Here is a 21,375-nt window from a genome sequence, read left to right on the forward strand (position 1 = left end):
TTTTCGAAGATTCAAAGGAGATTGAAAATGGAACTCTCTCGCCGCGAGACTCTGGCCCTTGGGCTGGGCGCCGCGTTCCTGACAATTATGCCGCTACGAGCGAATGCAGCTGCTGAAGATGCGATCTCCGCATTTTCAGGCGGGGCAGATGTGGCTGATGGCGGTGTTACACTGACGGCACCGGAAATCGCGGAAAACGGAAACACCGTACCAATCGAAGTCAGTGCTCCGGGCGCAGCTGCAATTCTGATCGTGGCCGCAGGCAACCCCGAACCGGGCGTGGCAACGTTCAATTTCGGCCCGCTGGCTGCTGAACAAGCCGCTTCAACCCGCATCCGTCTTGCCGGAACGCAGGATGTCATTGCTGTGGCGAAGATGGCAGATGGCAGTTTTGCCAAAGCGTCCGCGACCGTAAAAGTGACAATCGGCGGTTGCGGCGGTTAATCGCCACGCGCCCTGAAGAACAGGAGATTAACCAATGGCATCCGGTGTAAAGCCCCGCGTCAAGGTTCCAAAGACAGCCGCTGCTGGCGAAGCTGTTACGATCAAGACTCTGATCAGCCACAAGATGGAAAGCGGCCAGCGCAAGGATAAAGAAGGCAACGTCATCCCGCGCTCGATCATCAACCGTTTCACCTGCGAGTTTAACGGTGAAATGGTGATTGATGTGACTATGGAGCCTGCGATTTCGACAAATCCGTACTTCCAGTTCGAAGCAACCGTGCCCGAGGCCGGTGAGTTTGTCTTCACCTGGTACGATGATGATGGCTCAGTTTACGACGAGAAGAAAACGATCGAGATCGCCTGACGGCTCGACCACTAAGGAAGGCTAGCGCTGGTTGTGATTTCTGGCGCTGGCCCACCAAGGGAGGAACGTAATGAATACCAAGGCACTTACGGCGATCGCGGCTGTTCTGGCTTTCCCAATGGCAGCAATGGCTGGACCGGACGAAGATAATCTTGTGATCAATGACGAGCTGAATATGACCTCGGTCACCGAGGCCTCGGCGCATCTGGAGAATTTGGACACGATCTATTCGGGTTGGCATTTCCGCACAGATGAAACTCAGGCACTGCAGATTGATGATTTTGACAATCCGGCAATGATCTTCGTCGATCAGGCAGCCGACCTCTATGAGGCAGTTGATGGTGCTGCAGGTGAAAGTTGTGCCTCGTGCCATGATGGAGTGGAAAGCTTCAAAGGATTGCAGGCGTCCATGCCCAAGGTCGATGCTGAAAGCGGCGAGCTGGTGGTTATGGAAGATCTGATCAACAAGTGCCGTACCGATCGCATGGAGGCCGATGCCTGGAAATGGTCTGGTGGTGACATGCAGGGTATGGTCGCATTGATCGGTCTGCAGTCACGCGGGATGCCCATGAACGTTGCTATTGATGGTGATGCCGCGCCATTCTGGGAAGAGGGCAAGGAAATCTATTATACCCGCTACGGTCAGTTGGAACTGAGCTGCGCCAACTGTCATGAAGAAAACTGGGGCAATATGATCCGAGCGGATCACCTGAGCCAGGGTATGATAAATGGATTCCCTACCTATCGTTTGAAGCAGGCCAAACTGATCTCGCGCCACAATCGGTTCCGCGGTTGTATTCGCGATACGCGTGCGGAAACCTTTGCCGAAGGGTCGGACGAGTTCCGGGCACTGGAGCTCTATGTCGCTTCGCGTGGCAACGGGCTTTCAGTCGAAACCCCAGCTGTACGTCAATAACGAATGACCCGCCTGGGCAATGCCCGGAGCGGGTTTTTCACTTATATAACATTCACACATTTATATGTGTAATAGGAAAGCTGATAGATGATTTCTCGACGTGACTTCTTGCAGGTTTCAATGGCGGCCTCGGCTCTGTTCGGGGCGTCCGGGTTTGGCAACTGGGCCAGGCTTGCTGCGCAGCAAAGTCTAACGCAGGATCAACTGCTAGAGTTCGAGACCTTTGGCAATATCAGCCTGATTCATGTCACCGACATTCACGCGCAACTCAAACCAATTTATTTCCGTGAACCCGAAGTCAATCTTGGTATTGGCAATGCAAGAGGACAGATGCCGCATGTTACTGGCGCCGCGTTCCGCAAGGCATACGGGATAGAAGATGGAAGCCCGTCGGCCTATGCGCTGACCTATACTGATTTTGCGTCACTGGCCAAGACCTATGGTCGGGTGGGTGGCTTGGATCGGGTCTCAACTGTCATCAACGCCATTCGAGCGGACCGTCCTGATGCGTTGCTTCTTGACGGGGGTGATACTTGGCACGGTTCTTACACCTGCTATCAGACGGCCGGTCAGGACATGGTTAACGTCATGAATGCGCTGAAATCCGATGCGATGACTTTCCATTGGGAGTTTACGTTGGGCAGTGATCGGGTCAATGAGATTGTCGAAGGTTTGCCTTTTGCAGCCTTGGGGCAGAACATCTTTGATGCGGAATGGGATGAACCCGCAGAGATGTTCAAACCCTACAAGTTCTTTGACCGGGGCGGTTCCAAGATTGCGGTGATCGGACAGGCCTTCCCTTACATGCCGATTGCAAATCCGGGATGGATGTTCCCCGAATACTCGTTTGGGATCCGGGATGAGAACATGCAGGCAATGGTGGACGAAGTTCGCGATGCCGGCGCCGATGTCGTTGTCGTCCTAAGCCATAACGGCTTTGATGTGGACAAGAAGATGGCGGGTCGCGTTCAGGGGATAGACGTTATCCTCAGTGGCCACACCCATGACGCGCTGCCCGAGCCGGTTCTGGTGGGTAAAACGCATATCATCGCCTCTGGATCGAACGGCAAATTCGTCAGCCGTGTGGATCTCGACGTGCGCGATGGGCAGATGATGGGGCTAAAGCACAAACTTATCCCGATTTTCTCTGATGTTATTGCACCAGATCCTGCGATCACTGCTCTGATAAATGATCAGCGCGCGCCTTATGAGGCGGCGCTGAGCGAGGTGATCGGCAAAACAGACTCGTTGCTGTACCGCCGCGGCAACTTCAACGGCACTTGGGATGACCTGATCTGCGATGCTCTGATCAATGAGCGTGAGGCAGATATCGCAATGTCGCCCGGCGTCCGTTGGGGGCCGTCAATCCTTCCGGGACAGGAAATAACGCGCGAGGATATTTGGAACGTCACTTCAATGTCCTATCCGAACGCCTATCGCACAGAAATGACCGGGGAGTTCATCCATGTCATCCTGGAAGATGTCGGCGACAATCTGTTCAATCCCGACCCCTATTACCAGCAGGGTGGCGACATGGTCCGCGTTGGCGGGCTGGGCTATCGGATCGACGTAACCAAGCCGCAGGGGCAGAGGATCAGCGACATGACGCTGTTGAAAACCGGTGAGGCGATCGACCCGGCCAAGTCCTATGTCGTGGCCGGTTGGGCCAGCGTCAACGAAGGCACCGAGGGCCCGCCGATTTGGGATGTCGTCGAAAACCATGTTCGCAACCTTGGCACCGTAACGGTGCAAGAGAACACCAGTGTCGAAGTAATCGGCGCTTAAGAAACCGATGGAGACCTAAGAGATATGGATGACGCGTTCAAACCGTCCCGCCGGGCCTTCCTGAAAGGCAGTGCCGCGGTCGCCGCAGGATCCGTTGCAGGTGCGGCAGCGGCAGAAACACCCGACCCACTGATAACAGAGCTTCAGGATTGGGCATCTTATACGGGGGCAGGTGTTGATGAGACTCCTTATGGCATGCCGATCAGCTTTGAATCCCATGTCGTGCGCCGCAATGTGGAATGGCTGACCGCCTCTCCGATTTCGTCGATCAACTTCACGCCGATCCACGCGCTCGATGGCACGATCACTCCGCAGGGATGCGCCTTTGAGCGTCACCATTCAGGTGCGATTGAGCTGCGCAAGGAGGACTACCGCCTGATGATCAACGGGCTGGTTGATCGCCCGCTTGTCTTTACATACGAAGACATTGAGCGGTTCCCGCGCGAAAACCACGTGTATTTCTGCGAATGTGCGGCGAACACGGGTATGGAGTGGGCTGGTGCGCAACTCAACGGCGTCCAATTTACTCATGGCATGATTCACAACATGGAATACACCGGTGTTCCGCTGCGCACGCTGTTGCAGGAAGCAGGTGCCGACATCTCACCTGACAAATGGGTCTATGTTGAGGGCGCAGATGCGTCGTCCAATGGCCGCTCTATCCCGATGGAAAAAGCGCTGGATGACGTGTTGGTTGCATTCAAGGCGAATGGCGAAGCGCTGCGGATGGAGCATGGGTACCCTGTGCGTCTCGTGGTGCCGGGTTGGGAAGGCAACATGTGGGTCAAGTGGCTGCGCCGGATCGAGGTTGTCGATATGGCGGTCGAAAGCCGCGAAGAAACATCAAAATACACCGATGTTTACGTCGATGGCACGGCCCAGAAATGGACTTGGGTGATGGATGCTAAGTCTGTCATCACCTCACCCAGCCCGCAAATGCCGATCAAACACGGACCGGGTCCGCTGGTCATTTCCGGGCTTGCCTGGTCAGGCCACGGACAAATTACACGGGTCGATGTGTCAAAGGACGGTGGGATCACATGGGAGACAGCGCGTCTTGGTAAGCAGGGCGACACCAAGGCTCTTACACGTTTCTATCTCGATACGAACTGGGACGGGGCGCCAATGCTCTTGCAGGCCCGGGCAATAGACGAGACCGGTTATGTGCAACCAACCAAAGACCAGTTGCGTGAAAAACGCGGAGAAAACTCGGTCTACCACAACAACTGTATCCAGACTTGGTACGTGAGCGCAGAAGGGATCGCCGAGAATGTTGAAGTCTCTTAGTCATGTTTTCCTGCCCGTATTTGGCGGTACGGCGTTGGTGCTTGCGGTAGCTGTGTCTTTCGCGAACCGGAACTACGGCCACTCGAAGATTGAGACATTGGAGACCCGGATAGGGCAGGTTGAGGCGCATGCAGCAGTTGCCCAGGAGAATGCGGAAGCAGAATCCAAACGAGCAGCCGAACTGGAGATCAAAGTCGAAGAAATCCAGGCAGCGGCGGCAGAACGGGTCGCCAATGGTGCGAACTTGACCGCATCCGCGCCCATCCGTGAGAGTAGCCTTGGGCTTGGGCGGTCGGCACTGAAGGAAGAGATCGCGGCCTGGGACGTTGATGTCTTGCCTGATGGGCGTGGCCTACCCGTAGGTTCAGGCGACGTCTGGACCGGAGAAGAGGTGTTTGTGGCCCGCTGTGCGTCGTGCCACGGTGAATTTGCCGAAGGTGCCGATAACTGGCCTGTTCTGGCCGGTGGGTTTGACACGCTTGCAGACGAAGATCCTGTAAAAACCGTTGGGTCATATTGGCCACATTTGTCGACTGCCTGGGATTACATTTCCCGCTCAATGCCCTTTGGTGAAGCGGGCACGCTGACAGCGGATGAGACCTACGCAATTGTCGCATACATCCTCTACTCCAATGATTTGGTGGATGACGATTTCGAGCTAAACAACGAAAACTTCGCCGAGTTCAAAATGTACAATATCGACGGTTTCGTTGTCGATGTACGACCCGAGACCGAATACACTGAATGGCGCAAAGAGCCTTGCATGGAGAACTGCAAGGCAGAGGCCGCCGTCACGATGCGTTCTGTTTTTCTGGTTGAGACTCCCGCGGAGGGTGGTTCGAACTCGGTCATGAATAATGCCAGCCCGGATGAGTTGCCGACGTTTTCGGCAGAAGGCCCCTCGTTCATTCCAACTGCAGCGCCAAAGCCTGATGAAGAGGCCGCAGCCATACCGGCCGCTCAAGAAACCGAAGTGACAGACGAGGTTACAGAACTGGCTGCTGCCGGAGAGAAAGTCTTTAAGAAGTGTAAATCCTGCCATCAAATTGGTGAAGGTGCAAAGCACAGCACTGGGCCTGCTCTGAACGGGGTAATCGGAGCTAATGCTGGATCGGTCGAGGGCTTCAAATACTCCAAAGCGATGCAGGCGTCTGCGGAGGCAGGACTAGTCTGGACCGATGAAGAAATGACTGCCTTTCTTACGAAGCCCAAGGAATACATGAAAGGCACAAGGATGTCTTTTGCAGGTCTCAGAAAACAGGACGATATCGAAGCTTTGATCATCTATCTTAAGACGTTCGGAAGTTGACGATGCGTTGGTCGAACGCGCTTGTCTGTGCCGCGTTCTTTGGGGCTACTGCTTCATCGACCTACGCTGCAGAAGACCTTGGCGATGCTGAGGCAGGGAAAGCCGTGTTCGCCAAATGCAAAGGCTGTCATCAGGTTGGAAAGGGGGCCGAAAACAAAATCGGTCCGCATCTGAATGGGATTTTTGGGCGCAGGGCAGCTGGTCTGGATGGCTTTAGCTATTCCAAAAGCCTTGCGCGCGCGGGTAGCTCGGGTCTGGAGTGGCACGCTGACACACTGTCTGCGTACATCGAAAACCCACGTGCATTCGCGTCAGGCACCAGGATGAGTTTTGGTGGCCTGAAAGACCCGGAAGACCGCGCCAACGTGATCGCCTATTTGCGGGATTTTTCCGACAATCCTCAGGGCATCCCAGAAGCGGACCCGACGGCGAAGGGCACGGATCATTCTATCGACCCCGCGATCTTGGCGATTCAAGGAGATCCTGAGTACGGCGCATATCTCAGCAGCGAATGTACAACGTGCCATCAGATCGACGGAGGCGATGAGGGCATTCCCTCGATCGTGTACTGGCCTGACGAAGACTTCGTGGTCGCCATGCACGCTTATAAAGACAAAAAGCGGCCACATCCGGTCATGCGAATGATTGCCGGACGGCTGAGCAATGACGAGATCGCGGCATTGGCTGCCTACTTCAATAATCCATAGTGACTGTGTCCAAGAGGAGGAAACGCGATGACGCTAAATAGACGAGTATTTCTTGGAGCCGCCGGGGTGGTAGCAGCCGGGTTTTCGGCACCGATGGTGTTGGCGCAAGGCAAACCACGCGTGGTAATTGTCGGCGGCGGTGCGGGCGGTGCAACTGCTGCGCGCTACATCGCAAAAGACAGCAGGGGTGAGATCGACGTAACGTTGATCGAGCCGTCGCGGACCTATTACACCTGTTTCTTTTCAAACCTGTATCTGGGAGGGTTTCAGGAGCTTTCGGACATTGCCCACAGCTATGGCACGCTTGCCGCGAACTACGGCATCAACGTGGTGCATGATTGGGCCACGGGGGTGGATCGCGATGCCAAGACGGTGTCCTTGGCAGGTGGCGGATCGGTTCCATATGACAAGCTGATCCTGAGCCCGGGTATCGACTTTGTTGATGGTACGGTCGAGGGCTGGGACGTCTCGGCGCAAAATAAAATGCCGCATGCGTACAAGGCTGGATCTCAGACCGAGCTTCTCAAGGCGCAGATCATGGCAATGCCCGAAGGCGGTACATTTGCAATGGTCGCGCCACCGAATCCGTACCGTTGCCCGCCCGGACCGTATGAGCGGGTTTCAATGGTTGCGCATGTTCTGAAGGCGAACAACCCGACAGCAAAGATCATCGTTGCTGACCCGAAACCGAAGTTTTCCAAGATGTCATTGTTCCAAGAGGGTTGGGCCAACCACTACGAAGGAATGGTTGACTGGATCGGCGAAGATTTCGGCGGCGGCAATGTCGCCGTAAACCCGGATGCAATGACCGTTACTATCGACGGCGAAGATACCAAGGTCGATGTCTGCAACGTGATCCCAGCGATGAAAGCCGGACGCATTGCGGAAATGGCAGGGGTGACCGATGGCAACTGGGCACCCGTGAACGCCGCGGATATGTCCTCCAAAGCCGACCTGGATATCTACGTTCTTGGTGACGCCAGCCAACAGGGTGACATGCCCAAATCCGGCTTCTCGGCCAACAGTCAGGCGAAAGTCTGTGCGAATGCCGTGCGAGGTGCGTTGACCGGGTCCAAAGTTTTTCCGGCCAAGTTCTCCAACACGTGCTGGTCGCTCATCGACACCGATGATGGCGTCAAGGTTGGCGCAACTTACGAAGCGACTCCCGAAAAGATTGCCAAAGTGGACGGCTTTATCAGCCAGACCGGCGAAGATGCGGATTTGAGGAAAGCAACTTATGAAGAGTCGCTGGGTTGGTACGCTGGTATCACTTCAGACATGTTCGGTTAAGGTATTCAGGGGTTTTGACTGGTGTCAAAGACCCTGATGAGCAATCTGAGAAGATGCGGCTCAAGAGGAGGATTAAAATCATGAAACACTTTATCGCTGTAGCCGCGTTTTCCACTGTTCTGGTGAGCCATGCGTTTGCGGAAGAGATCATCACTGCCCCATTTGACGGCAGTTTTGATGATGCAACCTTCGCCGTCGAGTCCGCGATTGTCGGACAGGGACTGGTCATCGACCATGTAAGCCACGTAAGCGACATGTTGAATCGCACGGGCGCTGATGTCGGCAGTGACAAGCAGATATTTGCGGCCGCAGATATCTTCATTTTCTGCTCGGCAAAAATCTCGCGCGAGGTGATGGAAGCCGACCCTATGAATATCGGATTCTGCCCCTACGGGATTTTTGTAGCCGAGGACAACAGTGGCGTGATGGTGGGATATCGAGGCTACCCTGACGGGCCAATGCAAAAGGTTCAGACCCTGTTATCCGAGATCGTCGAAGAGGCCGTAGGGAATTGAAATGAACTATCAGCAGTTTTTTCGTGATCAACTGGACCAGCTTCGAGAGGAAGGGAACTATAGGGTCTTTGCGGATCTCGGAAGGCAGTGCGGTGCATTCCCGACCGCTCGCAATTACGCAGAAGACGGTCCCGAAAAAGTCACTGTCTGGTGCTCAAATGATTATTTTGGCATGGGTCAACACCCCTGCATTCTTGCAGCAATGCACCAAGCGATTGATGAGTGTGGTGCCGGGGCGGGTGGTACGCGGAATATCTCTGGAACCACTCACGAGCACGTTTTGCTGGAACAGGAACTAGCCGACTTGCACTGCAAAGAGGCGGCATTGCTATTTACGTCCGGCTACGTTTCAAACTGGGCGGCTTTGGGAACTTTGGCCTCCCGCATTCCTGGCATCATTGTACTGTCAGACGAGTTGAACCATGCCTCGATGATTGAGGGAATTCGCCACAGCCGTTGTCAAAAGCGGATCTGGAAGCACAATGATATTGCAGACCTTGAAAGGCAGCTTGCTGACATACCAGCCAACGCACCAAAGCTCATTGCGTTCGAAAGCGTCTATTCTATGGATGGTGATATAGCGCCAGTTGCCGAGATCTGTGATCTGGCGGATCGCTATGGCGCGATGACCTATTTGGATGAGGTTCACGCCGTAGGGCTTTATGGACCGCGCGGCGGTGGCATCGCCGAACGTGAAGGCCTGATGGATCGCCTAACCGTTATCGAGGGGACATTAGGCAAAGCCTTCGGTGTCGTCGGTGGATACATCGCGGCGTCGAAAGAGCTTGTGGACTTCGTCCGGTCCTTTGCCAGCGGGTTTATCTTTACCACTGCATTGCCTCCGGCCGTAGCCGCAGGTGCGGCAGCCTCGGTTCGGCACCTGAAGCAAAGCAATGCGGAACGATATCTGCACCAGCAGCGAGTGCGCGAAGTTCGAGACAGGCTGGACGAACTGAGTATTCCCCATACTCCGAACCCAAGTCACATCATTCCGGTCATGGTCGGCGATCCGGTTAAGTGTCGCTTCATCTCTGATGTACTGATGCGTGACTATGGAATTTACATCCAGCCGATCAACTATCCAACCGTTCCCAAGGGAACGGAGCGTCTACGGATTACACCGTCGCCGGTGCATTCTACTGAAGACGTGGATCGACTGGTATCTGCATTGGGTGAGTTGTGGACGCAATGCCAGTTGGCGCGCAGGCCAATGGTCGCACAATGACAACTTGACCGAAGACAAGGATGCACACGCTACGAAGTGAGAGTTTCTGCTGATGGAGAGACTCATCGATCTGTTGGGAGACTCTGGTGCCTTGGCATTTGCCGGAGTGCTCGTCGGTATCTTGTTCGGCGTGACGGCTCAGAAGTCTCACTTTTGTTTAAGAGCGTCGGCAGTCGAAGTCGCCGAAGGCGAGCTAGGTCCCCGCTTGGCGGTTTGGCTGATCGCCTTCACCACTGCGCTCGCCTTGGTACAGGCGCTTATCGCGTTTGAGTGGCTAGACCTTTCCGAGACACGTGCAATCGCGTCGACAGGTAGCCTGAGCGGCGCGGTAATCGGTGGAGCGATGTTCGGCGCAGGCATGGTTCTGGCGCGTGGATGTGCATCTCGCCTTTTGGTATTAGCCTCCTGCGGTAATCTGCGCGCCCTGGTTACGGGATTGGTTTTGACCTTAGTGGCTCAAGCCGCCTACACAGGTGTTCTTAGTCCCGCCCGCGAGTTGCTGTCTGGTATCTGGGCTGTCCCAGGAGGCGCGCGGCGTGATCTTTCAGAAATACTTGGGTTCTCGCCAACGGTTTATACAGCCGTTGCAGCGTTGGGATTGGTGTCGGCCATTGTCTTTGCGTCCCACCGGAAAGTCGCGCCTATAAGGATCATAGCGGCCGCAGGAGTTGGCCTGGCTGTGGCGCTCGGCTGGTTGATAACATTTGCCATCGCGCAAGCATCTTTTGAAGTCGTGCCTGTGTCTTCAGTCACGTTTACCGGACCGGCCACGGACACACTAATGGCGTTGGTTGCAAGTCGAAACGTTGTGTTGTCCTTCGGTATCGGCCTTGTCCCAGGCGTAGTAATTGGCGCGGCAGGCACAGCCTTGACTGCAGGGGAGTGGAGGATCGAACGATTTGGCTCGGATACTCCGATGGAACGCTACCTCGTAGGGGCTGTTCTCATGGGGTTTGGGGCCATGCTGGCGGGAGGTTGCGCGGTGGGTGCCGGGCTTTCAGGAGGGTCCGCTCTGTCATTGACCGCATGGGTTGCCGTATTTTTCATGTGGGTCGGGGCGATCAGCACGCATAGACTATTGATGCTAATCCCTGTTCCGCAACATTCCTGAGCTACTCGAATTCCATCTGTTCGAAAACGCGCCCTGCATTTTTCGTGGCCAGTTCTTCAAACGTGTCCAGGTTGGCATAAGGTGACTGATCGACGTAGTAAGCCTCAGCCAGATCACCTCCTGCATCCATATGCTCTTGAATTTTGCCGCGCAGATATACCAGATAGTCGCGTGTATAGCGGCGCACCTGACCCATGTTCGTAGGATGGCCGTGTCCCGGTATAACATAAGTGGCATCTAAAGCCTCGAATTCGGTGTCCCAAGTTTCAAGCCAATCCGCTGTATAGGTGTCTTGAAAGATTGGCAGCATGCGTTCGTGAAACGCCATGTCGCCCGCAATGACAAGGCTTTGGTTCGGCAACCAGATCGAGATATCGCCGGGACTATGGGCAGGGCCGAGGTACTTTGCCTCAATCCGGAATTCACCCATCTCAACCACGTACTCATCATCGAATGTCTCGGTTGGGCCAGCCAGGAATGTTCCGTCTGCCTTGTCCTGATTATACCGCTGCATTCCCTGCAGTATTTGCGGGCCATATTCCTCGAATTCGGCCGCTGCTTCTGAATGTGCGATGATCGGAATGCCGAGTTCTGACCAGTAAGCGTTGCCAAGCATCGCGTGCCCCTGGCCATTCTCGTTGAAGACAAGTCTGACCGGCTGATCCGTGATGGCCTGAATTTCCTTGTGAAGCGCTTCGGCAAGGACATAGGCTGCACCGCCGTTTATGACGACCACACCTTCACCGGTTACAATGAAGCTGAGGTTGTTGTTGTGACCAGAGTTCTCGTAGGTCGGTGGGGCGGTTGCGCCAATGGCGGAATAGACGCCAGGGAAATACTCGACCGGTTTGGAATACAGCACGCTTTGCGGATATTGGTCTGCAATTTCCTCGCTTGCCCAAGCTGGTGCGGCCAAGGCCAAGGCAATCGCAAGCGTTCGTATCATGTTGGTTCTCCAATGAACTTATACGCAGAGCCAGTTTTTTCGACCCGGCCGATTCCACCATTCGGCAGGTGGAAGCCAATTATCTTCATTTGCTCGCGAGAAATCTGATCTAGCAGCAAACTACGAGTTGCTGCAGCTGTCTGTGGATCCTGATCCGTGCCACTCTGCCAATCAGGCCGTTCAAAAGCCACGTGTGGATTTCCCAACGCGTCGCCGACAACCATCACGGATTCACTGCCGCTGCGAATTTCAAACGCCATGTGGCCGGGTGTGTGCCCAAAGCTTGCACGGGCGGCAATGCCTGGAAGGATCTCTTGTCCGTCGTCAAAGAACGCCACCTGATCCTCAATTTCTGCCATCCGGCGCTTCGCGCCTACAGCGAACGCAGCGCGATCTTCTCCTATTGAATCTACCGTTGAAGGGTTCCACCAATAATCCCACTCTTTACGGCCAAAGTGATGCGTCGCGTTGGGGAAAAGCAGGTCGTCGAAGTCATCCAAAATGCCCCAGATGTGATCCGGGTGCGCATGGGTGAAAATCACGTGCGAAACGTCTTCGGGCGACAGGCCGATTGTTTCAACAGTTTCCATAAGTTTGCCAGACGTGGGCATGAAATCCGGCCCAGCTCCGACATCGAATAGCACCGTGTTTATACCATCACGATAGAGCGCCACGTTGCACTCTGGCTCGTACTTGGTCGCGTCCACTCGATTGCGATTCAGAAGCTGCTCGAGTTCTTCTTTCGGCATGGACCCAAAGATCATTTCCGGTGGCAATGACAGGTACCCGTCTGATACGGTTGAAATCCGAGCTGAAGAGCCGAGTTGCAACTCGGCCCTCACGATCCTGGATTGAGTACCAAGCATCCCAAGGCAAGCGGCGCTGTACAAGAAAGTGCGGCGAGAAAATGTATTTCCATCCATACACAATCAATAAAATGAATGTTATTATTTGTAAATGGAGAAAGAAAGGCTGTGTGTGCAAAACTGCTTTCGTCTTGATCACTAAGAAGTCTACTCAACTTCTTCGGTACCGGCGGGTAAGTTAGCGATTACACCGGTGCCCCTGAGAGCCTGCATCTCAACTCTTGGAGCGTAATGGGACTGGTTGCGGTGTGTGGCGTTTCCCGCTTTTTCGTGACGATTCCCAGTTATTTTTGAACACAAATTTCGTCTGCTGTTACCCAAAATGCCACCCAAACCATGTTTGCGGTACGAGAGAGCAACGCTGAGTTCACGTTTCTAACTGATATGTTATGGGAATTTGGTAGCGGAGGAGGGACTTGAACCCCCGACACGCGGATTATGATTCCGCTGCTCTAACCAACTGAGCTACTCCGCCATGAGTGAATGGCGATTTAAGGGAGGGGTTGGGGAGGGTCAAGAGGGAAATGGCGCCTTTGTTGGGAATATTTTAGCTGGGACTAATCCGAATTTGGCACAACCGTCGCCCTGAGTTCTGTATTTTGTACCACGCCGCGAATGAAGTTGTTGCAGATGTCCGGGACTGTCAGGGGGATCATATGGCCCAGCCCGTCGATCTGTTCAAAACTCAGACCAAACGCCTGCATTGATTCACCGTGTTGCTTGGCTGACAAGAGCGCATCCTGTGCTCCAAACAATATGGCGCCAGGCACTTTCAGGTCGCCATAACGGGCGACCTGCGTCGGCATGCTCTGTTCAATCCCGATCACATCCTGCGAGGCGCTGATAAACGCGGATGGACGCATCCCCAAAGCGCCGCCGGCGCGGTCCAGAAAGTCTTGGGGCGCGGGTTCTGGCGCAAAAACCGCGCTAAGGGTGTGCGGTGCGGTTTTTGCAGCCAGCGGGACGGCAATCGTGTTACCGATCAGACTGCGCATCCATTCTGTTCGGATTTCAAGCGGTTTGAACACGGCGGGAGGCCCGGGCATCGCCTGTGTGAGCGGAGCCAGCAGGGCCAGAGCCTTGATCTTGTCCGGGTAATCCAGCGCCATCGCCAGAGAAACCGCGCCACCCAGCGAATGGCCGACCAGAATTGGGTTGCTGACCCCCTTTGCCTCTAGAAATTCATGTATCATGCGGCCCTGTTCGGGCAACCGCCCAAGCTCTGCCGTCTCACGAGTTGAGTATCCGCAACCGGGGCGATCCACGGCAATGACGTGAAAATCCTCGGCCAGTTTATCCATCAAGGCGTAGGTGAAATGTTGCAACTGCCCGGCCAGCCCATGAATGAGCACAACCGTCTGATTGGAAGGGTCGCCCTTTTCCACATAGTGTATATCGCCGCCGCGCACGGGAATGATCTCCCCCGGTTGCGGAACACGCATCCGGCCGTCACGGGTCAGCTTGCGTGTCCAAAGGTTCATCGCAACAAGAAACAGTGCAATGAACAGCGCAATAGTCAGGAAGATTGTCATCAGCCTATCCTCTGGATGGAGCAGATCAGATTACTGGCCGGATAGCGCCACAACCCGAAGGCAATGTCCACAGCTCGCTTTAAGGATCTAATGCGGACTGGGTTAGCCGCGCAAGATCGTCCCAGTTGGATCAAAGGGCGGTTCTTTCAGGATCGTTGCCCTATGCGGGCGCCCTAATACCATGACCTCGACCCTGTCGCCTGCCTCGGCACCCGAAACATAGCCCAAGGCCAGCGACATACCCACGGAATAGCCATAAGCGCCCGATGTCACCCGACCAATTCCGCGCCCGTCCATGAAAATGGGTTCGCCTCCGGTCGCGTCAGCGTTCGAAGCTGCGGTGTCGGCTTCGTCCAGATGCAGCAGGACAAGCTGCTCTCTGGCCGGAGAGGTCATGGCAGTATTTGCGGCATCTTTGTTCAGGAACGATTTGTCGAATTTGCACAACCGGTCCAACCCGACCTCGTGTGGCCAGTATTCGGGGCTGTATTCGCGCCCCCAAGACCCATAGCCCTTTTCGATCCTCAGCGACATCAGTGCGCGGCTGCCAACTGGGCCTGCGCCGAACTCTTTTCCGGTCTCGATCAGCGCCTCATACAGGCGGAGCTGATCTTTCGCGGCGCAATGCACCTCCCAGCCCAGATCGCCGGTGAAGGAGACACGCAGCGCCAGGACCGCAATTCCGGCGATCTCGATCTGTTGCGAGCGCATGAAGGGGAAATCCTCGGGGCTGAGCGAGGTATTCGTAAGCCGTTGCAGGATTTCCCGCGATTTCGGTCCAGCCACGTTAAAGCCGCAAGTCTCTTCGGTGCGGCTTTCGAAACGGGTGCCGTCGGGCAGAGGAACCTGTTTGAAGAACCGTTTGTGATAGCGTTCGGCCATGCCCGAGCCGATGATCCAGAATTCGTCGTCGGCCAAGCGCGTCACGGTGAAATCGCCAGCAATACCACCACGTTTTGAGATCAGCGGGGTCAGGCAGGATCGACCAACCGATCTCGGCATGGAATTTGCGAATACGGCATTAAGCCAACCCTCGGCTCCCGGACCTTTGCAAACATATTTGGCAAAGTTTGAGATGTCGATGATCCCGGCCCGATCGCGCAGCATCCGGCATTCCGCGCCCACCGGTTCCCACCAGTTCTGGCGGGTGAATCCGTTGGTGTCCGTGGCGCCGGGCGCTTCTGCGAACCACAGCGGGTGTTCCCATCCGACATTCAGGCCAAAGACGGCACCCATGTCCTTTTGCCTGTCATAAATCGGGCGGGTCCGGGCAGGGCGTCCTGCGCTGCGTTCTTCATTTGGGAAGTGGATTGCAAAGCGGTGTGCGTATTGGTCCTGCACGCGGGCTTTGGTGAAATCTTTCGTAGCCCATGTGTCGAACCGCGCCACGTCCCAGGCGAACATGTCGTATTGGGTTTCGCCTTCGATGATCCACTGCGCCGCCATCAGGCCCATGCCACCCGATTGCGAGAATCCCGGGATGATGCCGTTGCAGCAGAAATAGCCGTCGACCTCGGGCACTGGTCCCATCAGAACGTTGGCATCGGGTGACCAGATCATCGGTCCGTTGATGACCCGTTTGATCCCGGCGTCGCCCACGGCAGGTACGCGTTCGATGGCGTTCATCATATTCTCTTCGATCCGCTCCAGATCGTCGGGAAACAGATCATGGGCAAAATCCAGGGGTGTGCCGTCCTCGGCCCAGAATTTCATATCCTTTTCATAAGCCCCCACCAAAAGGCCCTGACCTTCCTGCCGCAAATAGTACTCGCCATCGCGGTCACTGACCGAGGGCAGGCGGGTATCATGCGCCGCGACGTCAGCCATGGTTTCGGTGACAAAATACTGATGCTCGGTCGGTTGCAGGGGTAGCTCGATCCCGGCCAACATGGCAACTTCGCGGCCCCACAGACCGGCGGCATTCACAACCCACGGCGTTTGGATGTCCCCCTTAGGGGTGCCCACGATCCAGGTGCCATCTTCTTGCTGATCTGTCGCAGTGACCGGCGTAAAGCGGTGGATTTCGGCCCCACGCTGGCGCGCACCGACAGCGTAGGCGTTGGTGACCCCTGAGGGATCAACATTACCGCCATCAGGTTCGTACATGACACATCGGATGCCATCGTAATTGACCAGCGGGTTCAGACGCTGCGCCTCTTCGATGCTGATCTCATAGAAATTCATCCCGTACAGCTTGGCCTTGGCGGCCTGTATCCTCAGCTGGTGTTCGCGCTCTTCGGTTTGGGCTAGATATAACGAGCCGGGCTGGAACACGCCGCAGCTTTGGCCGGTTTCAGCCTCAAGCTCTTTGTACAGCGTCATCGTATAGTGTTGGATGCGGCTGATATTGGTGCTGTCATGCAGTCCGTGGATGTTCGCCGCCGCGTGCCAGGTCGAGCCGGATGTCAGTTCATCCCGTTCCAACAGCACCACGTCTGACCACCCCGATTTGGTCAGGTGATACAGGATCGAGCACCCAATCACACCCCCGCCGATTACCACTGCCTGTGCATTTGTCTTCATGAGTCTGTCATCCAAAATTTTGGTCTTGTCGTCATGTGTTACCAGTACTGAACCCAAGACAACGGGTTTAAATTTCACGTGGGATTGAACAGATATAACCCAAGGCTAGTCTCCGATGTCCACCACTATGCACGTCCATACGCGACCAGTCTGTGGTTCAATTCATCTGTTTCAGAGGCCCCGGCTTCCAGGGCGAATACAAAGGCGTGGGTCAGGTAAAAACAGGCCGCGTCGATATCTTGCACCGCTTCGCATTCATCTGCTGCAATAGTGTAATAGCGGACCAACGCGGCAGGATCATCATGATCATGCGCCTCAAGTAGCAAGCGATCCAATTCTGTTCTGTCCATCGGGTCTCCGTCGCGTCTGGCCAGTCGTGCGTGGCCAGACAGCTGGTTCAGTCGGCGCGACCGCTTTCAATCTGCGTCGCAACCCAGTGATGGAAATTATGGGTCGGACCATCCATCACCGGAGAGAACCGACCGCCGTCGAACAACATTCCGTGCCGACCCTTTTGCATCCCTTCAACAACGAACACATCCTCTTCAAACACAGTTTTCCATTGCTGGGCGTTTGCCGCCCTCAGGCCATCATGTTCAGGTGTGTCTTCGATGCTTTTGGCATAATAAAGCTCGATATGCTCAACGGTATTTTCGTGATCAACCGGTTCCAGGAGAATGGCAAAGGCATGGTCACGCTGCACACCCAAAAGAACATTCGGATACACGGCCACATACTCTGCGCCCTCATTCCATTGATCGCTGAGCCCGTCGAAATCGGCGAATGTGGTGCCGTCATGGTCAGTGAGTTGTCGATAGACCAGCGTGCCTTGACCGGAATAGTGCCCGCGCACTTCGATGTTATAGTGATCCTCAAGTCGCGAATAGCTGTTCAGGCCGGGATGCACCCAGGGCAGGTGATAGCTTTCGCAATAGTTCTCAACCGCCAGCTTCCAGTTGGTCTTGACCTCCAACTTGAACGAAGAGGCCTCACCGCCGTGATGTACTGGTTGATCAAACTCTTTCCAGCGTTCCAATAAGGCGGCGTGCGCCTCTTCGAATTCGGGTGCATTGCCGTCCACATTCACAAAGACCACGTCCCGCCAGACATAAGAGCGAATACGGATCAGGCCCAGAGATTTGCGATCCACGTCCTCATGGGTGTTGTGACCGGCGCCGCCAACATGTGGCGTCGCACGCAGCTCTCCCTTCAGGCTGTAGCACCAGCTGTGATAGGGGCAACGGATCGCGCCACTTATCTTGCGAGGGGTATCGACAAGGATCATCCCGCGGTGACGGCAGGTATTTTGAAATACGCCAACCTCACCATCTCGATCCCGCACGATTAGTAAAGGCATGCCTAGGAAATCGACCGGCATGGCATCGCCTTCCTCGGGCACGTCTTTGCCAAAGCCGATCCCGGACCAGTTGGCGTACAAAACCGATCTACGCTCTTCGGCGAAAAGTGCCGGGTCGATATAGTGTTCGTTTGGCAGGCCGTTTGCGACATTCACATCGACCAGAACGGAAGACAGCGCAGTATGCTTGTTCATCGGGCTCTCCTGCAGGTGTTGCTTGGTCTCTATTGGCGGATACGCTGGCATCCACTCAATATCAGAAAACCTCATCACAGGGTGATTTCACCTAAACCGAACCGTCCTGAACCTCTTGAATGATCCAATCTTTCAGCGCCCGGGCACTTTCGGACAAGTCTTCATCCGAGCGGCCAACCAGATAAAACTGGTTTGGAGCGATCTGGAGGTGGGGCCCGATTGCCACCAGCTTTCCCGATTGCAGCATGGGGTGGATCAAGCGTTGCCATCCAAGAACCAGCCCGGCCCCCTTACGCGCCCGCTGGAGGGCTACCGAATAGCTGTTCACACGAGAATCGATCGGAATGGTTCCCGTGTACCCGAGTTGTTGAAACCATTCGGGCCAAGTGGTCCAGCTGCGGTCTTCAGAGTCCAGATGTATCAGTCGTTCAGCTGCGAGATCTTCGAGGCTTGCACCGGCCAACCGATCCGCCACCTCTGGGCAGGCGACGGGGACCAGGCAATCCCGAAACAGAGGGGTGTGCGACAGGTCACCGTTGCCGTCCCGGCCGTAGCGAATAAAGAAATCGATATCCGGCCGATCCCGAAATGGTCGATCCTGTGAAAGCTGGTCAACATTTACTTCAGGCATTTCGCGCCAGAACCGGATTACCGATGGCGACAACCAAAGAGCAGCCACTGCAGTGGTTGATCCTACGGTTACCTTTTCGACGGTGGCACGGTCGCGGATTGTTGCCAGTGTTTTTGAGATGCGGGTAAACGAAGAAGCCAGCGCGTCATACAGCGCTTTGCCGTCTTCCGTCAGTTCGACCCCCCGGTGTTTGCGCTGGAACAAGGCAGTGCCAAGATCACCTTCCAACGCTTTGATCTGATGACTGACCGCGCCCGGCGTTACCGACAGTTCTTCAGCCGCATTCTTAAAGCTTAGATGGCGCGCAGCGGCTTCGAAGGCCGACAGCGTGGTGAGTGGCGGCAGATTATAGTGGCGTCTGGACATGACAGGTGTAGCCGTTGGTGGTCTTCAGGTTAATTATTCTCACTCAAATATTGGATTTTTTAGGGTTGCGCGCCAGAAGAAATTTTCCAAAACGATGATGTCGAGTGCCGTGTTTCCGATGCGTGCCGTCAAAATCAGGTAATGTTTCTGTGACGACCGGGTTTGGTGTCAGCCAGTTCATTGACGGTTCTTATGCAATCACCGGCATGGAGTGGATCATAGATATGGGCGGAGATGATCCCGAGCCAAGCAAGGTTGAACTGATAGCAGGTCTAGTCGTCATCATGGGTCTGTAGATCATTTCGGCGGTTTCGGGTGTGGGTCGCTTCCTGCAAACATGTATCGCAATTAGTGAGGCTTGCTTTGACCAAATACCGCAATCTATTGGGGAGGATTGGAGGATCGCCTTGTGAATATGCGTACCATGACCCGAACCGGTGGCCGCGCGGCCCGGCGCGCGCTGCGCTCTGCTCCGAATTTCGAGATGTTGCCCGGCCTGACCCGAGGCATCCCCCTATGCGAGGTGATGGATGGCAGCCAGATCGACCGGATCGACAGCGCCTCAATGGATATTCTCGAGAATGTCGGTGTTCAGTTTCGCGATGCAATCGCACTGGAGGATTGGAAAAAAGCTGGTGCAAAGGTCGAGGGCGAACTGGTCTATCTGGACCGGGGCCTGGTCCGAGAGCTGATCGCCACCATTCCCAGCACCTTCACTTATCATGCACGCGATCCGAACAAGAACGTGCGACTGGGCGGACGGCACTCGATCTTTGTGCCGATGACCGGCGCGCCCTTTCTGCGCGATCTCGATGACGTGAGGCGCAATCCGACGCTCGATGATCTGGCAATGTTCCACAAACTAAGCCACATGCTGCCGGCGATGCATTCCTCGGCGCATCACATTGTCGAACCTTACGACCACCCGATCAGTCAGCGACATTTGCGCATTACCTATTCGTCGATGAAACATTCGGACAAGACGTTCATGGGTATGACCACCTCGCCGAGAAACGCCGAAGACGTCATTGAGATGTGTGCGATCCTGTTCGGGGAAGATTTCATTGAAGATCATCCGGTCACCACGGGCAACTGCAACGGAAACTCTCCGCTGGTCTGGGACGAAACGATGCTGGGCGCGATGCGGGCCTTTTCTCGCCGCAATCAGCCTGTCTTGTGCTCGCCCTTTGTGCTGGGCGGGGCCAATACGCCCGCATCGGTTCCCGCCACAGTGGCGCAGTTGAACGCCGAAGCACTGAGCGCGCTGGCCTATACCCAAGTCATTCGCAAAGGTGCTCCGGCGATTTACGGGCACTACCTGTCGACGGTGTCGATGAAATCAGGTGCCCCGATGGCCGGCACGCCCGAGATCAGCCTGATGAACTTTATGATCGGGCAGATGGCCCGGTTCTACGACGTTCCATGGCGCACCTCGAATACGCTGGGTGGGGCCAAGACATTTGATGCGCAGGCCGGGTACGAATCCGCCACGACGCTACAGGCCGTTCTTCATTCCGGTGCGAACTATATTTGGCATTCGGCCGGCTGGAATGAGGCCGGGATGCATTGTTCCACCGCCAAGTTCATTGTCGATGCTGAACAATGTGCGATGGCTTATCGCATGGCAGAAGGCCCGCAATGGGATGATTTCGACCAAGCTCTTGCCGCCATTCCAGAGGTCGGTCCAGGCGGGCACTATCTGGGTCATCCGCACACGCAGGACAATTTTCAAACGGCGTTTTTCATGCCCGAGATGTTCGACAATAACTCGATTGAGCAATGGGTGGCAGAAGGCGGGGTTGAGATCACTGAGCGCGCGTTGAAGCACGCGCGCAAGCTGCTGGCCGAATACCAGGAACCGACACTGGACGTGGCCAAAAACGAGGCCCTGCTGGACTATATCGCCCGGCGGGAACGGGAAATTCCCGCCGCTGACGAGCTGAACCAAACCTATTAAAGATTTCGCCTTGGACCTATCCCGACTGCATTGTCGGGTGGGTTTCCAT

The 21,375-nt window shown here is 55.3% G+C and carries 19 protein-coding genes, 1 tRNA gene and 1 pseudogene; 13 read left to right on the plus strand and 8 right to left on the minus strand.

Annotation, left to right across the window (positions count from 1 at the left end):
- Positions 1 to 27 precede the first annotated feature (27 nt).
- The 11 genes from soxY (at position 28) to AC2FIP_RS09320 (ending at position 10,953) form a co-directional block, all read left to right on the plus strand.
- On the plus strand, positions 28 to 444 hold the full coding sequence (gene soxY / locus AC2FIP_RS09270) for a thiosulfate oxidation carrier protein SoxY (RefSeq protein ID WP_142635846.1): 417 nt from the start codon (positions 28 to 30) through the stop codon (positions 442 to 444).
- 34 nt (positions 445 to 478) lie between these two features.
- Positions 479 to 808: a thiosulfate oxidation carrier complex protein SoxZ gene (soxZ, locus tag AC2FIP_RS09275; protein ID WP_142635848.1), complete on the plus strand. Its 330-nt coding sequence runs from the start codon at positions 479 to 481 to the stop codon at positions 806 to 808.
- A gap of 70 nt (positions 809 to 878) precedes the next feature.
- The gene (soxA, locus tag AC2FIP_RS09280; RefSeq protein ID WP_496706353.1) at positions 879 to 1,724 is read left to right on the plus strand and encodes a sulfur oxidation c-type cytochrome SoxA; all 846 of its coding nucleotides are present in this window, start codon (positions 879 to 881) and stop codon (positions 1,722 to 1,724) included.
- Between the two features lie 87 nt (positions 1,725 to 1,811).
- The gene (gene soxB, locus AC2FIP_RS09285; protein ID WP_496786090.1) at positions 1,812 to 3,509 is read left to right on the plus strand and encodes a thiosulfohydrolase SoxB; all 1,698 of its coding nucleotides are present in this window, start codon (positions 1,812 to 1,814) and stop codon (positions 3,507 to 3,509) included.
- Between the two features lie 24 nt (positions 3,510 to 3,533).
- Complete coding sequence (soxC, locus tag AC2FIP_RS09290) at positions 3,534 to 4,796, plus strand: sulfite dehydrogenase (protein ID WP_496676312.1); 1,263 nt, start codon at positions 3,534 to 3,536, stop codon at positions 4,794 to 4,796.
- A complete protein-coding gene (locus AC2FIP_RS09295; protein ID WP_496786092.1) occupies positions 4,780 to 6,105 on the plus strand; it encodes a c-type cytochrome in 1,326 nt (441 codons plus the stop codon). Before soxC ends, AC2FIP_RS09295 begins: the two co-directional genes overlap by 17 nt.
- Positions 6,106 to 6,107: 2 nt before the next feature.
- Complete coding sequence (locus AC2FIP_RS09300; protein ID WP_496786093.1) at positions 6,108 to 6,812, plus strand: c-type cytochrome; 705 nt, start codon at positions 6,108 to 6,110, stop codon at positions 6,810 to 6,812.
- A gap of 27 nt (positions 6,813 to 6,839) precedes the next feature.
- Positions 6,840 to 8,102, plus strand: coding sequence for an FCSD flavin-binding domain-containing protein (locus tag AC2FIP_RS09305; protein WP_496786095.1), 1,263 nt, complete (start codon positions 6,840 to 6,842; stop codon positions 8,100 to 8,102).
- Between the two features lie 80 nt (positions 8,103 to 8,182).
- Positions 8,183 to 8,617, plus strand: a complete 435-nt coding sequence (locus tag AC2FIP_RS09310; RefSeq protein ID WP_496786097.1) for a DUF302 domain-containing protein — start codon at positions 8,183 to 8,185, stop codon at positions 8,615 to 8,617.
- Position 8,618: 1 nt separating this feature from the next.
- Positions 8,619 to 9,842 (plus strand): 5-aminolevulinate synthase, encoded by a 1,224-nt coding sequence (hemA, locus tag AC2FIP_RS09315; RefSeq protein ID WP_496786099.1) that lies wholly within the window; start codon positions 8,619 to 8,621, stop codon positions 9,840 to 9,842.
- Positions 9,843 to 9,894: 52 nt separating this feature from the next.
- Positions 9,895 to 10,953 carry a YeeE/YedE family protein gene (locus AC2FIP_RS09320; RefSeq protein ID WP_496786101.1) on the plus strand — a complete coding sequence of 353 codons (1,059 nt, stop codon included), beginning with the start codon at positions 9,895 to 9,897 and terminating at the stop codon, positions 10,951 to 10,953.
- Between the two features lies 1 nt (position 10,954).
- On the opposite strand, the gene AC2FIP_RS09325 is transcribed toward AC2FIP_RS09320, so the two are convergent.
- The 8 genes from AC2FIP_RS09325 to AC2FIP_RS09360 form a co-directional block, all read right to left on the minus strand.
- Complete coding sequence (locus AC2FIP_RS09325; RefSeq protein ID WP_496750104.1) at positions 10,955 to 11,899, minus strand: MBL fold metallo-hydrolase; 945 nt, start codon at positions 11,897 to 11,899, stop codon at positions 10,955 to 10,957.
- Positions 11,896 to 12,729: an MBL fold metallo-hydrolase gene (locus AC2FIP_RS09330; protein ID WP_496786103.1), complete on the minus strand. Its 834-nt coding sequence runs from the start codon at positions 12,727 to 12,729 to the stop codon at positions 11,896 to 11,898. Before AC2FIP_RS09330 ends, AC2FIP_RS09325 begins: the two co-directional genes overlap by 4 nt.
- Positions 12,730 to 13,163: 434 nt before the next feature.
- A tRNA-Met gene (locus AC2FIP_RS09335) sits at positions 13,164 to 13,240 on the minus strand.
- A gap of 82 nt (positions 13,241 to 13,322) precedes the next feature.
- Entirely contained in the window at positions 13,323 to 14,297 is a 975-nt protein-coding gene (locus tag AC2FIP_RS09340; protein ID WP_496786105.1) for an alpha/beta fold hydrolase, read from the minus strand.
- Positions 14,298 to 14,399: 102 nt separating this feature from the next.
- Positions 14,400 to 16,820: a GcvT family protein gene (locus AC2FIP_RS09345; RefSeq protein WP_496786106.1), complete on the minus strand. Its 2,421-nt coding sequence runs from the start codon at positions 16,818 to 16,820 to the stop codon at positions 14,400 to 14,402.
- Positions 16,821 to 16,945: 125 nt separating this feature from the next.
- The gene (locus AC2FIP_RS09350; protein WP_496691672.1) at positions 16,946 to 17,170 is read right to left on the minus strand and encodes a hypothetical protein; all 225 of its coding nucleotides are present in this window, start codon (positions 17,168 to 17,170) and stop codon (positions 16,946 to 16,948) included.
- 47 nt (positions 17,171 to 17,217) lie between these two features.
- Entirely contained in the window at positions 17,218 to 18,372 is a 1,155-nt protein-coding gene (locus AC2FIP_RS09355; protein WP_496786108.1) for an aromatic ring-hydroxylating oxygenase subunit alpha, read from the minus strand.
- Positions 18,373 to 18,463: 91 nt separating this feature from the next.
- Positions 18,464 to 19,369 (minus strand): LysR substrate-binding domain-containing protein, encoded by a 906-nt coding sequence (locus AC2FIP_RS09360; RefSeq protein ID WP_496786109.1) that lies wholly within the window; start codon positions 19,367 to 19,369, stop codon positions 18,464 to 18,466.
- 143 nt (positions 19,370 to 19,512) lie between these two features.
- Between AC2FIP_RS09360 and AC2FIP_RS09365 the strand changes: the two are divergent.
- Positions 19,513 to 19,662 (plus strand): annotated as a pseudogene (locus AC2FIP_RS09365) (BCCT family transporter); the annotation flags it as partial.
- Positions 19,663 to 19,784: 122 nt separating this feature from the next.
- On the plus strand, positions 19,785 to 21,326 hold the full coding sequence (locus AC2FIP_RS09370) for a trimethylamine methyltransferase family protein (protein ID WP_142635980.1): 1,542 nt from the start codon (positions 19,785 to 19,787) through the stop codon (positions 21,324 to 21,326).
- Positions 21,327 to 21,375 lie beyond the last annotated feature (49 nt).

The sequence above is a fragment of the Ruegeria sp. CDSB114 genome, from assembly GCF_059611025.1.

Coding starts and splice junctions, on each gene's coding strand:
- soxY (WP_142635846.1), top strand. CDS start 28: ATGGAACTCTCTCGCCGCGAGACTCTGGCCCTTGGGCTGGGCGCCGCG.
- soxZ (WP_142635848.1), top strand. CDS start 479: ATGGCATCCGGTGTAAAGCCCCGCGTCAAGGTTCCAAAGACAGCCGCT.
- soxA (WP_496706353.1), top strand. CDS start 879: ATGAATACCAAGGCACTTACGGCGATCGCGGCTGTTCTGGCTTTCCCA.
- soxB (WP_496786090.1), top strand. CDS start 1,812: ATGATTTCTCGACGTGACTTCTTGCAGGTTTCAATGGCGGCCTCGGCT.
- soxC (WP_496676312.1), top strand. CDS start 3,534: ATGGATGACGCGTTCAAACCGTCCCGCCGGGCCTTCCTGAAAGGCAGT.
- AC2FIP_RS09295 (WP_496786092.1), top strand. CDS start 4,780: ATGTTGAAGTCTCTTAGTCATGTTTTCCTGCCCGTATTTGGCGGTACG.
- AC2FIP_RS09300 (WP_496786093.1), top strand. CDS start 6,108: ATGCGTTGGTCGAACGCGCTTGTCTGTGCCGCGTTCTTTGGGGCTACT.
- AC2FIP_RS09305 (WP_496786095.1), top strand. CDS start 6,840: ATGACGCTAAATAGACGAGTATTTCTTGGAGCCGCCGGGGTGGTAGCA.
- AC2FIP_RS09310 (WP_496786097.1), top strand. CDS start 8,183: ATGAAACACTTTATCGCTGTAGCCGCGTTTTCCACTGTTCTGGTGAGC.
- hemA (WP_496786099.1), top strand. CDS start 8,619: ATGAACTATCAGCAGTTTTTTCGTGATCAACTGGACCAGCTTCGAGAG.
- AC2FIP_RS09320 (WP_496786101.1), top strand. CDS start 9,895: ATGGAGAGACTCATCGATCTGTTGGGAGACTCTGGTGCCTTGGCATTT.
- AC2FIP_RS09325 (WP_496750104.1), bottom strand. CDS start 11,899: ATGATACGAACGCTTGCGATTGCCTTGGCCTTGGCCGCACCAGCTTGG.
- AC2FIP_RS09340 (WP_496786105.1), bottom strand. CDS start 14,297: ATGACAATCTTCCTGACTATTGCGCTGTTCATTGCACTGTTTCTTGTT.
- AC2FIP_RS09345 (WP_496786106.1), bottom strand. CDS start 16,820: ATGAAGACAAATGCACAGGCAGTGGTAATCGGCGGGGGTGTGATTGGG.
- AC2FIP_RS09350 (WP_496691672.1), bottom strand. CDS start 17,170: ATGGACAGAACAGAATTGGATCGCTTGCTACTTGAGGCGCATGATCAT.
- AC2FIP_RS09355 (WP_496786108.1), bottom strand. CDS start 18,372: ATGAACAAGCATACTGCGCTGTCTTCCGTTCTGGTCGATGTGAATGTC.
- AC2FIP_RS09360 (WP_496786109.1), bottom strand. CDS start 19,369: ATGTCCAGACGCCACTATAATCTGCCGCCACTCACCACGCTGTCGGCC.
- AC2FIP_RS09370 (WP_142635980.1), top strand. CDS start 19,785: ATGCGTACCATGACCCGAACCGGTGGCCGCGCGGCCCGGCGCGCGCTG.